Source organism: Methylibium sp. (assembly GCF_013817365.1).
In the GTDB taxonomy this organism is placed as follows: Bacteria; Pseudomonadota; Gammaproteobacteria; order Burkholderiales; family Burkholderiaceae_C; genus Methylibium.
The window spans coordinates 1-10,782 of sequence record NZ_JACDCU010000093.1 but is presented as its reverse complement, the minus strand read 5'-3'; the positions used below and the strand labels follow the sequence as shown (position 1 = coordinate 10,782).

Genomic DNA, 10,782 nt, shown 5'->3' with positions numbered 1-10,782 from the left:
ACCGAGCTGACGCGCGCGGTGCTCGAAGGCACGATCAATCCGATCTTGGACACGTCGGCGTATGCGGTGCCATCGCGCATCGACGCGGTGGAGATGCAGGGCGGCGCGATGGTGATCAGCGCCTCGGGCAGCGAGCTGAAGCCGGCGGTGGCGCCGCGCTGATCGACCTGTGCTTGTTGGTTCACCGGCGACCTGATTCGCGAGCGCCTTCACGGCGTAACTTCACGCCTTGACCTCGAGCCGCGCCGCAATGTGCGTGAATTGCTCGAACGCCGCTTCCAATTTCCCTGGAAGATTACGCCCAACATGCCGCGCTTCTTGCCCAGCGCCTCAAAACCGGCGCGGTACTTTTCTTCCGGCGCCGCGCCGTCGAGCGGCAGCAGGGCGCGCCAGCCGAACTTGTGCGGCACGATCACGGGCTTGGCGTGCGGCGCCTGAGTGAGCTGGTCGGCCATCTTGAGTAAAAGCAGCAGGGGCAACTGCTCCACCTACTCGAAGCAGGACAGGCTGGCGTCCTTCAGCACGCCGGCATAGCTCCAGGCGCGCTTGCAATTTGTAAGCGCGTCCATTCAGCGCTCAGTCGGAAAGGTTCCGCGCCCAGGCGCCGGGCTGGCGACGGTGATGAAAACAGGAGACGACGACAAGTTCGGGGCCCGAGGGGTGGTAGATGAGGGAATAGGGAAACCGGCGCATGACGACGTGCCGGAATTCGGCCTCGATGCGCGGGAACGCGAGCGGCATCCGAAGTACCTGCGCTATGGCAACGTCCACCGCCCGAGCGAACTCCAGGCCCAGACCGGGCGAACGCTCCTCATACCAGGCCTGCGCTTGCAGGACTTCGCCCCGCGCCTGCGGGCGGAAGATCAGCCGCATTGCCGGCGTCAGGCTTGTCGCTTGTACAGCTCGGCGCGCACCTGCTCCCAGGGAATGCCGCTGGCAGGGTCGGCCCGATGCTCGGCCAGCCGTCTGTGCAGCTCGTCGCGCTGCTCGGGAGAAAGCGGCAACCCGCCCGCCGTTTCTTCGGCGATGCTGTCCCAGATGTCCTCGACCAGCGCGATGCGCTCGGGGATGGGCAAGTCCTTGTAACTCACGGGTATCTGGCTCATAAATTCAGCATAACTCAGTGGCTTTTGCGGCGGCGCTTTGTCGCTTCCACATGGTCAACGATGGAAAGCTGGTCTTCGACGGCTTCGACGATGGCTTGTTGTTCGAGGAGTGGCGGGAGCGGCAGAACGAACGCAGTCAGTTAAGACCGCCGCCGCGCAAGCGACGCCAGCCACAGACCGATGCCGAGCGTGATCACGAAGACCGGCCAATCGACCACGTAGTGCGACGGCTGGTCGAAGCCGCCTGAAACCAGCTCCCACGACCACTGCCACCAAGGCTTCTTGTCGACGCCCAATGCAAAGGCGAGCAGGACGGAGATGAACAGGATTGCAAGCCTCAAAGGGAGCCGACTGCCGCCGCTTGTTGCTGGTGCACCAGGTTCGCCGACCGTACTAAAAGTTGACCTTCTGTCGCGCGGGCCCTTGGCCAGTCCTTCGTCGTACTGCCGCCTTGAGAAGGTCTCACCAAGAACCCGATAGGCCGCGTTCAAATCTGTCATCCGTTGATGAGCGGCATCGCGCTCGCTGGGTCTGCACTTGTCCGGGTGGCAGCACTGGGAGAGCGCTCGGTAGGCAGCTTTGATGACGACTGCGTCGGCAGATGCGGATAGGCCGAGGACCTCGTAGTGGTTCATGGAACAAACCTTCAAGGTAATGGCAGTTTCGAACGATCCCTGTTCAAGATGCGCTTGTCGTTCGCGGACGGTGGTCTCCTGCGGGGGCAAGGACACTCTTGCTCGTAACAACGAGTAGCCAGAGAAAAATCAGCGGAAAGATGACCGTTTGCAGGGTGAACAAAACCATCACGTCAATGATGCTTCGTACGCTTTCCTCGGCAGCCTGCGAAATGTCTTTGGGAATCTTCCGTACATCAGGAAACTCTGGAAAGTCAGGAAATTTCCAGTCGTTCGGAAGCACCTTGCGCCAGCCCTTGCGCTCCTCAGCCGGCGGAGGCTCTGCGACGACAGCGTCCCCGCTGAGTTCGTTGCTCGTCGAACGCGAGATGCTTTCAGACTCCTTCTGCAAACTGGTCTGCGCCGCAACATACCTATCCTGCAAGAAGCTCTGGTAGAGAACCTCGCTTCCCAGGGCGTGCAACGGCACGGCGAATCGGGCGATCACCAGAACCAACAGGAGCCGCCGTAACCATCCGGGGGAGCCGTCTCGCCACAGCGTCATCCCGCCGTAGGAAACGGCGGCGACGGTGAGCATCACCGAGAGCAGCGAGTGGGCACCGAACTCGATCAGGAGAATCTGCAGGCCGAAGGCGACGGACGCCAGCAGAAGCAGCGAAGAAAACTGCTCCACGAGATCGTTGATCGGGTCGAGGAACTGCCCGACCGCGATGATGGCACCGACGCCGGCTGGCTGGACGGCCACTTCCGTGCCCTGCGCCAGCGAGATGGTCGCATTCAGCCCGCGGGCCAGTGCATAGCTGGCGAGCGCGCGCGTGAGTCCCTTCTCGCTTTGCTCGAGTGCCATGGCTTGGGACCGCGGGAACCACGTTCCGACAGCCAATAGCAACGCCATCGCAAAGATCAAGTGCCTCTTTGTCAACGCCATTCAGTTCTCCTCTCGTTGCTCATCTCACCCGTGCTCCTCGATTCGATATATGCAGTCAGCTCTTGATAGAAACGTCTTTGCATGTCGTGTGGACTGATGATGCGGACGTGCGGTATCCAGTATCGGACGTGAGGCACGACTTGGTTCGGGTGGCCGACCCTCGCAGAGACAATCAGTCCCCCATCCTGAAGTTCCTTCACGATCACCTGATTGGCGATGACGCTGCGTCGCTTGAAATAGCTGGCCACCTCTCGGTCAACCTCAAGCACGAACTCGATGCTTTCGTCGCCGAACCATATGCCTTCCTCCTCGACAATCGTACTTTCGATTGCAGGGTCGGGGTTGAAGGTGATGCCCGTGTCTATCAACGACTCGATTCGGGCAAACGAGAAGGTCTTGAGTTTCGTGCCGTCCTTTCCCGCCAAGTACCAGATGCCCTTATGGTTCAAAAGCTTGTAGGGTTCTATGTTTTCGTAAGACTTTTGTTCAATTCTGCGGGTGTAGCGAAAAGACACCTTCCTGCGCTCAAGGATCGCGTGCTCGAGATTCTTAAATACCGTCTCCTTTCCTGCCAGGTCTTCATAGTGGTGGCCTTTCACCAACAGGGCGGCCTGCATCCGCGTGTCGAAGATATCGCGTAGGAAATCGTCGGAGAGCGAAGGAAATAGGCCGCGAATGCCGGCAAGACTGGCGAAGCGTTCGATATCCTTGTTGTCGAACTTACCGAGAAACGCGGAGTCAAGTCGGTATCGACCTTCTACCTTGTTCAAGGGCAGGTAGGCGAATCGTTCATTCAGATCGCGCTGGATGGTGCGCAGGTTGACCCCGAACTCGCCCGCCAGTTTGTGCGGGTCAAGGCTGTCGCCTTGATCCAGCTTCAACAGCATCAGGGCCAGGCGACGAACCAGGGTGTCGTGGCCCTTCTCCCTCATTCAGATTTCTGCTGATCGGACAGCAGAGCCGGTTTTTCCTCGGTCGGCGCCTTTTCTGATCCACGGCGCAATGCCTGCCTTGTCGTGGAAACCGTCACCTCGACGGCTTTCGACACAGCTTTGCCGGTGCGCTTGACAGCGTCGGTGGTCGCTGAACCTGCGGCCGTGCCCGCCTCCCGTACGACGTCCGCGCCGCCCTTCATCAAGACTGTCGTGGACTTCAGCGCTTCTCCGGCCACTTTTCCGACTTTCTCCGCTGAGCCTTTGACAAGATCGCCGACCTTGCCGGTGACGTCATAAAGCGATCGACCAAACTTTGCTGCCTGTTCCTTGATGTAGCCCTTGAACTCCGTCAATTGCTCGGAACTCAGGAAACTCTTGGTCGTCCGGATCACGAAGTCGACAAGTGAGCGGATCAACTCGACCCCTAGATCCAGGCCCTTGGCAAGGCGCTCAAGGATCGCCGCCCGCTCCTTGTCGTCAAGGGCCTGCCATCCGTAGTAGATGGCGCCGATGGCGGCGCAGGTCATGGCAATGGGATTGGTCAAAGTCGCTGTCGTGACAATCGTTCCTATCGCTGCCAAAGTGTTCCCGAGCAGGACCTGCCCGATGGCGATCACTGCGACTGGAATGACGTACCCGATCCCAAATCCGTACTTGGCCCCTTCCAGCACTCGACCCGTGCCGGAAATAGTCGGGTTTGGTGACTTTTTCAGTGTCTCGATGTGGTCGTCGATGAAATCGTTGATCCCACCGACGATCTGATACAGCCCCCCGATCGCCTGAGTCATGACGCTCAAGCCGCCGGCTCCGGCGACGAAAGCCGGAGCGCCAACCAATGTTCCCGCTACTGCGACCATGAGACCCCCTATCCAATCGATGTTGATTCATGACCGGAGGCATCGGGCTCTCGCTAATAAGTACCCGGCGCGTCCAACCCCCTCACTTGCGTCTTGAGCGTCGCCACCAGGCCAGAGCCGCACCGGTGCAAGCCAGCAGGACCAGCACGCCGAGCAAATGTACGGCAGCGGATAGAACAGTGACCCAAACCGACGCTGCGCCGAGCTTGGTCAATGCAGCCGCGAGGCCGATCGCCAGAAGAAATCCCCAAAACATACCCACCTCCCTGTGTCGATTGCAAACAGAGGCAGTTTCGAGAGGCGGTACGACAGGAGGTGTCGTTTCTGATTGCAGGGCGCAAACAAAGTGCTGTAATCGCCAGAAGCGAACGATCAGTCCATGACCTCGATCAACCGGTCAAGCCCGCCCGCGTCGATGCACACCATTGCTCGGTCCCGCACTGCCGGCTTGGCGTGGTAGGCCACGCTCAGGCCCGCCTCGCCCAGCATCGGCAGGTCGTTCGCGCCGTCGCCCACCGCAATGGTTTGCGCGACCCCTACTAACGTGAACTGGGCGACAGTGTAGGAGGCAAGCGGTCGACGCAACTTCCAACGCTTGGCGGCCGCTTCGCCGCCTGACCAGCTATCGACATGCAGTAAATCATCCACTTTGTGGATGGCGCAACTGACGCAGAGCCGCCCCGATGCCCGAGTCAGTGCGAATGCAGCGACCGCTCTGCTTCAGTTAGTCGGACGCCTCTGGGTCGATAGCGCCGGACAGTGACCGCTTCTGGCGACGTTGACATACACCCGTTGTGGCGATGTCGTGATAGACAGTAGATCGGCTTGCTGTCACGCCGCCTTGCTCGGCAATGGCATCAACTCAGGATTCGAGGGTTGCCGGCAACTCGAATCGTCAAGATTGGCTTGGCTTGCTTTCGATGCGCTGCTTCGATCGGCTCCGAAGCGGCCTGGCTGACGCCTCAGCTCGACCGCACACTGCGCGGCTTGGCCGCTCGACGCGCAGTTGACTTGGCCTCGACGGGTGGCGCTTCGGCAAGACGCCCGGTCACGTACTTGTGCAGGACGCTGGCGATCAAGGTCTGGTAGGGCACACCTTCCTCCAACGCTCGGACCTGAATGTCGCTCAGGTCGCCAGACGACAGGCGGATGTTCACGCGCCGATCCTTGATGGCGGTGGCGCGGGCGGCGGCCTTGAACTTGGCAAAGTCGCTCTTCGTCGCGACCGATTTCAGTTTGCCTTCATCGAAAGCACCGAGAACTTCCGATTCGTAGGGGTCCAACTTGTGCATTCGATTCACCCTTGCTTCAGGTAGTCCCGAGTTGCTTTGCGACTCGGGATGACGGTCTTGAGGAAGAAGTGGTCGTCCTCCTCGACAAACGGCACCAGGTGCACGTAGCTGTCGCAAACCACCACGAGCACCCGCTGTCGCGGGTATTTCGCCTGATTCGGATGAGCCAGGATGTCCAACAAGCCCCCTGACTCGACCGCGACCACGACGCTCTCGAAGGAAACGCCGCGATCCGCTTTGAGCGTCTCGTTCTTCTGCGGATTCCATCGAAACGGCTTCACACCGACATGCTAGAACAGTGTGTGCCTTTTGTCACCACACCTAAGCGTCGATAAACAAGAACAGCGCTTCGAGGTCGGCGCGGGGAAGCTGCCCGCGCAGACCGATCGCCACGACTCCGAGCTCGTCCTCGTCCGAGGACGGCGCTTTGCGCAGCGAAAGGTGACGGCCTGCGAACTGCAACTCCCACCGCACGCCCTTGTCGCTGCGGACAAAGCCCTTGAGCCTCAGCACGCCGGCCGGCATTCCGGCGAGTCGCTTGCGCAGGGCCTCCATGTCGAACGCGTGCTGCGGCCGGGTGGACCAGCTCTCGAACTCGGTTGCATGCATGTGGGTCGGCTCGGCTGGAGCGCTCCCGGCACCGGAGGTCGTTCGCCTCGGCACTCCCGTGCGGTCCTCGAGAAGTTCGGCGAGCGAAACCATCAACGCCGCAGGCGCGATGCACGGTGTGGATGGCGCGTGCGCCTGCACCCAGTCGCGTGCCATCCGGGTGGCCGAGTCGTCGTCGGCAAGATCCGTCTTGTTGAGCACCACCAGATCGGCCGACTTCAACTGCCGCAGCAGGGTGTCGGCGAGCAGCGGATCGCTCGATTGCTGCGCTGCCGCGCTGGCATCGACCAGCACGACGACGCCGGCCAGGGCGAGCTGCGGCTCGGCAAGCGCAATCTGCGCAATGCGCCACGGGTCGGACACCCCGCTGGCTTCGACGACGATCGCATCGACGGGAACATCCGCGTCGAGCACGCGGATCAAGGCGCCCGCCAGGTCGTCCCCGATGGAGCAGCACACGCAGCCGTTCGTCAGCGCAATGACGTCGCCGCCCCGTGATGCGATGGAGGCAGCGTCGATGTTGATCGCCCCGAAGTCGTTCACGAGCACGGCGAGTCGCAGCGCGGGCTCGCCGGAGCTCGACAGCCAGTGGTTGATCAGGGTGGTTTTCCCTGCGCCCAGGAAGCCGCCGACAACCAGCAGCGGCAGTCGCTGGCTCGACGCAGGTGCAGGGCCCGTTTTCTCGGTCACGCGAGCCTTCCCGTAGCGTCCGTAGGCCCTAGTGCCGCCGGGCGGGAAAGACGCGGCCCGACAGGACCGTGCCCCACACCGCGACGTCCTTGAATGCCGCCGCATCGACGGCCAGCGGGTCGTCTTCCAGAACGCAGAAGTCGGCCCGCTTGCCGCATTCCAGGCTTCCGACCTCGTGGTCGAGCCGGAGCGTGTAGGCAGCGCCGAGCGTGATCGCACGCAGCGCTTCGGGCACCGTGATGCGCTCGGCCGCGCCGAGCACGCGGCCCGAGGGGGTGAGGCGGTTGACGGCACACCAGGCGGTGAACAAGGGTCCGAGGGGCGTCACCGGTGCGTCGGAGTGGATTGCGAGCGGCACGCCGGACTCGAGCACGGTACGGCAGGGGTTGATGCGCTCGGCGCGGTCCGGGCCCATCGTCACCTCGGCATGCTGGTCGCCCCAGTACCACACGTGGTTCGCGAACAGGTTGGCGGCAAGGCCCAGGCAGGCCATCCGGCGGCACATGGGCGCGTCGAGCATCTGCCCGTGCTGGATCGTGTGCCGGTGGTCGGGGCGCGGCGCCCGGGCCAGGACCCGTTCGATGGCGTCGATGGCCGCCAGGCTGGCCTCGTCGCCGTTTGTGTGCGTGTGGATGTGCAGGCCGGCCCGGTGGTAGGTCTCGAAGTGGGCTTCGTATTGCGCGGGGGCCGTCACCCAGATGCCGTTGGGCGCACCGTTGAAGTAGCCGGGCCAGCGCAGCCGGGCCGAGAAGCCCTGGATGGAGCCGTCGATCATCATCTTCACCAGCCCGTACCGCAGGCGGTCGCTGTTGCGGCTCACGAGCGACTTCACGTGCGCGGCGCCCTCGGCAGCGCCGTGCGTGCCATGGAAGGCCTGAAAGGCGGGCAGGATGCGCACGCCGAATTGGGGGTCGGCACAGACGCGCTCCAACAGCTCGCAGCCGGAGGGCGTGAGCTGATTGACCATGTCGGTGGCGGTGGTCACGCCTTGCATGCATGCCATGGCAGCGAAGTTGCGCATGCCGGCTTCATCGACCGGCCCCAGCAAGCCCACCGTGCCGATCTTGCGCTGCACCAGGAACATGGCTGCCGGCTCCTGCAGTTCGCCGTTGGGCTCGCCTGCGCGCGGCCCCGACGCGAACCGCATCACCCCTTCAGTGTCGTTTTCCGATGTGATGCCGGCGAGACGGAGCATGGCGCTGTTCACGCTCATCAGGTGCCCGTTCGAGTGGGCGACGACGACCGGCCGGGCCGAACTCACGCGGTCCAGGTGCTCGACCGTCATGCGTTCCGCGCCGAAGTAGATGGGGTCGAAGCCCCAGGCGATGAGGGGCTCCTGTGCCGGCCTGGCTTGGCTCTCCATCGCGGCGTCGATCTCGCGCAGGCGGGCGACCGCCATGTCCATCGACTGGACGCCCGGCCAGTGCCGGCCGTCGGGCCCGCGGCGGTCGAACCACCCGAGGTAGGGCCAGACCCACATGCCGCCTTCCTTCAGATGGCAGTGGCCTTCCACCAGCCCGGGCATGAGCACATGTTCCTTGAACCGCTCGTCCACGTCGAAGCGACCCCAGCCGCGCATGCGCTCCAGGTCGTCGCCGACCGCCAGCACGCGCCCGTCCCGCACCGCAATGTGCGTGGCCGTGGGCTGCCGGGGATTCATCGTGAGGATCTTGCGTGCGACGTAGACAGTGGTGTGAGAAGACATGGCACTTCGTGCGTCCTCTAGGGTGCCAGTGTGTCGAGCACCGGCGGATCGGGGCAGCCCAGCACGTTCTCCACGGTGCGCGCGAGGTCCAGCAGCGCCTCGTCCTGCCCTGCGCTGGCGCAAAGCTGCAGCCCGACCGGCAGCGCAGACCCGAGATGGTGGATGGGCAGCGAGATGCCGCACTGACCGAAGAGGTTGCCGGGGCGTGTGTTCTGCGTCGCCAAGCGGTTCCAGGCCGCGACGTCGGCCACCGTGGGGTAGTTCGCGGTCGGATGGGGAAGCATCGGGACGGTGGGCGTGACCCAGGCGTCGATGCCGCGGGAGCGCTCGGTGACGATCCGCTCCAAGGCCCGGCGCCGGGCAAGCATCTTCACGTAGTCGTCTGCGCGCACACCGAAGGCGACCTGCAGTCGCTCTGCCGCCACCGGATCGAGCCTGTCGAGCTGGGCCTCCATGCGAGCACGGCCCAGGAAGGCCAGCAGGTCGGCGGGGACCAGGCTGCGGAACACCTCGTCGATCTCGCTTGCCTCGGGCACCTCGATGTCCACGATTCGCGCACCGGCCCGGCGCAGGCGCTCGAGCGCCGCATCGAAGCACTGTGCGACCGGGCCGTCCAGGTTCTCCATGAAGTGCTGCGCTGGTACCGCGAGCGTCAGTGCATCGATGGCGGGCGGCTGGCGCAGGGGGCGATCTGCCAGCGCGGCGTCCACGAGCGCCGCATCGTGCACGCTGCGCGTAAAGAAACCGACGCTGTCCAGTTCGGGTGACAACGGGAACACGCCGTCGCCGCCCCAGTGCGTGCTGCTGGCCTTGTAGCCCACGACACCGCACAGCGCCGCCGGCCATCGCACCGAGCCACCGGTGTCGCCGCCGACGGTAAAGCCTGCGAGGCCGGCCGCCATGGCGACTGCCGAGCCGTGGCTCGATCCGCCGGTCATGCGCGGTTGCTGCAAGTCGCAAGGGTTCCAGGGCGGGGGCTGATCGAAGTTGAAGCCGCCGAGCGCGAACTCGGTGGTTCGTGTCTTGCCCAGCAATACGCAGCCGGCGCGCAATAGCGCGCGCACGAAGCTGCCTTGGGGCGGCACGAGATCCTGGATGTCGATGCGGCTGCCTGCCGTGGTCGGCATCCCGTCCACGGTGTAGAGATCCTTCACGGCCACCGGCACGCCCATCAGCGGTCCGAGATCGACGCCGGAGGCGCGCAGCAGATCGATCGCCCGCGCGTGGGCCATCGCGCGCTCGGCGTCGAGGTGCATGAAAGCCTGCAGCCGTGGCTCCAGCGCCGCGATGCGGGCGAGGCAGTCCCGTACCACTTCCACGGCGCTGACACGGCGCTCGCGCAGCGCTCGGCCCAAGGCCTCCAGTCCCGGTGCGGCAGGAGAGGGCGACAGGTTCATGCGGTCCTTTCGATCACGGCAGTTGCCTCGTTGCCCTGGCTCCACTTGCGCCCCGGCACCGCGGCCATCAGCGACCGTGTGTAGTCGTGGCTGGGGTTGGCGTACACGTCGGCGACCGGCCCGTACTCGACCACGCGACCCTTGTGCATGACGACGATGCTGTCGCAGACCTGGCTCGCGACGCGCAGGTCATGGGTGATGAAGAGCACCGTGAGCCCGAGCCGGCTGCGGATGTCGGCCAGCAGGCGAAGCACCTGCGCCTGCACGGAGACATCCAGCGCGGACACCGGCTCGTCGGCGACGAGGATGTCGGGTTCGAGCGCGAGGGCGCGCGCCAGGCCGATGCGCTGGCGCTGCCCGCCGGAAAATTCGTGCGGGAAGCGGTCGGCCGCCCGCCGCTCCAGCCCGACCAGCTCCAGCAGTTCGAGCGCGCGCGCCCGGGCGGTGGCCGGCGCCACGCCGTGCACGATCGGGCCCTCCGCGATCAACCGCCCGACCGTGCGGCGCGGGTTGAGCGATCCGAAGGGATCCTGGAAGACCATCTGCATTCGCTTTCTCACCGGCCGCAGCGCACGCTGGCCGAGCGCGGCGATATCGATGCCCTCGACCATGATCTGCCCGCTGTCGG

General features: G+C 64.2%; 14 protein-coding genes. All 14 read right to left on the bottom strand.

Annotated elements, in window-relative coordinates; translation table 11 throughout:
- Positions 1–209 precede the first annotated feature (209 nt).
- Positions 210–488: a hypothetical protein gene (locus H0W38_RS08045; protein WP_292452727.1), complete on the bottom strand. Its 279-nt coding sequence runs from the start codon at positions 486–488 to the stop codon at positions 210–212.
- A gap of 88 nt (positions 489–576) precedes the next feature.
- Entirely contained in the window at positions 577–873 is a 297-nt protein-coding gene (locus H0W38_RS08040; protein WP_292452726.1) for a type II toxin-antitoxin system RelE/ParE family toxin, read from the bottom strand.
- A gap of 8 nt (positions 874–881) precedes the next feature.
- A complete protein-coding gene (locus H0W38_RS08035; protein WP_292452725.1) occupies positions 882–1,106 on the bottom strand; it encodes an addiction module protein in 225 nt (74 codons plus the stop codon).
- Positions 1,107–1,246: 140 nt separating this feature from the next.
- Positions 1,247–1,741, bottom strand: a complete 495-nt coding sequence (locus H0W38_RS08030; protein WP_292452724.1) for a J domain-containing protein — start codon at positions 1,739–1,741, stop codon at positions 1,247–1,249.
- 43 nt (positions 1,742–1,784) lie between these two features.
- The gene (locus H0W38_RS08025; protein WP_292452723.1) at positions 1,785–2,669 is read right to left on the bottom strand and encodes a hypothetical protein; all 885 of its coding nucleotides are present in this window, start codon (positions 2,667–2,669) and stop codon (positions 1,785–1,787) included.
- Positions 2,660–3,601 (bottom strand): WYL domain-containing protein, encoded by a 942-nt coding sequence (locus tag H0W38_RS08020; protein ID WP_292452721.1) that lies wholly within the window; start codon positions 3,599–3,601, stop codon positions 2,660–2,662. The genes H0W38_RS08025 and H0W38_RS08020 overlap by 10 nt, the downstream gene beginning before the upstream one ends.
- Complete coding sequence (locus H0W38_RS08015; protein ID WP_292452719.1) at positions 3,598–4,461, bottom strand: hypothetical protein; 864 nt, start codon at positions 4,459–4,461, stop codon at positions 3,598–3,600. Before H0W38_RS08015 ends, H0W38_RS08020 begins: the two co-directional genes overlap by 4 nt.
- Positions 4,462–4,833: 372 nt before the next feature.
- Entirely contained in the window at positions 4,834–5,046 is a 213-nt protein-coding gene (locus H0W38_RS08010; protein ID WP_292452728.1) for an HAD hydrolase family protein, read from the bottom strand.
- Positions 5,047–5,423: 377 nt separating this feature from the next.
- Entirely contained in the window at positions 5,424–5,753 is a 330-nt protein-coding gene (locus tag H0W38_RS08005) for a hypothetical protein (RefSeq protein ID WP_292452718.1), read from the bottom strand.
- A 5-nt stretch (positions 5,754–5,758) separates the two neighbouring features.
- Positions 5,759–6,034: a BrnT family toxin gene (locus H0W38_RS08000; protein ID WP_292452716.1), complete on the bottom strand. Its 276-nt coding sequence runs from the start codon at positions 6,032–6,034 to the stop codon at positions 5,759–5,761.
- 40 nt (positions 6,035–6,074) lie between these two features.
- Positions 6,075–7,052, bottom strand: a complete 978-nt coding sequence (locus H0W38_RS07995) for a GTP-binding protein (protein ID WP_292452715.1) — start codon at positions 7,050–7,052, stop codon at positions 6,075–6,077.
- A gap of 28 nt (positions 7,053–7,080) precedes the next feature.
- Positions 7,081–8,757, bottom strand: coding sequence for an amidohydrolase (locus H0W38_RS07990; protein ID WP_292452714.1), 1,677 nt, complete (start codon positions 8,755–8,757; stop codon positions 7,081–7,083).
- Positions 8,758–8,774: 17 nt separating this feature from the next.
- The gene (locus tag H0W38_RS07985) at positions 8,775–10,154 is read right to left on the bottom strand and encodes an amidase (protein WP_292452712.1); all 1,380 of its coding nucleotides are present in this window, start codon (positions 10,152–10,154) and stop codon (positions 8,775–8,777) included.
- Positions 10,151–10,782 (bottom strand): ABC transporter ATP-binding protein (locus H0W38_RS07980; protein WP_292452711.1); only part of this gene is annotated, 632 nt, incomplete at its 5' end. The genes H0W38_RS07985 and H0W38_RS07980, both read right to left, overlap by 4 nt.

What these genes read in the sequence shown, in the direction of transcription:
- H0W38_RS08040 (WP_292452726.1), bottom strand. Translation starts at nt 873, where the DNA reads ATGCGGCTGATCTTCCGCCCGCAGGCGCGGGGCGAAGTCCTGCAAGCG.
- H0W38_RS08035 (WP_292452725.1), bottom strand. Translation starts at nt 1,106, where the DNA reads ATGAGCCAGATACCCGTGAGTTACAAGGACTTGCCCATCCCCGAGCGC.
- H0W38_RS08030 (WP_292452724.1), bottom strand. Translation starts at nt 1,741, where the DNA reads ATGAACCACTACGAGGTCCTCGGCCTATCCGCATCTGCCGACGCAGTC.
- H0W38_RS08025 (WP_292452723.1), bottom strand. Translation starts at nt 2,669, where the DNA reads ATGGCGTTGACAAAGAGGCACTTGATCTTTGCGATGGCGTTGCTATTG.
- H0W38_RS08020 (WP_292452721.1), bottom strand. Translation starts at nt 3,601, where the DNA reads ATGAGGGAGAAGGGCCACGACACCCTGGTTCGTCGCCTGGCCCTGATG.
- H0W38_RS08015 (WP_292452719.1), bottom strand. Translation starts at nt 4,461, where the DNA reads ATGGTCGCAGTAGCGGGAACATTGGTTGGCGCTCCGGCTTTCGTCGCC.
- H0W38_RS08005 (WP_292452718.1), bottom strand. Translation starts at nt 5,753, where the DNA reads ATGCACAAGTTGGACCCCTACGAATCGGAAGTTCTCGGTGCTTTCGAT.
- H0W38_RS07990 (WP_292452714.1), bottom strand. Translation starts at nt 8,757, where the DNA reads ATGTCTTCTCACACCACTGTCTACGTCGCACGCAAGATCCTCACGATG.
- H0W38_RS07985 (WP_292452712.1), bottom strand. Translation starts at nt 10,154, where the DNA reads ATGAACCTGTCGCCCTCTCCTGCCGCACCGGGACTGGAGGCCTTGGGC.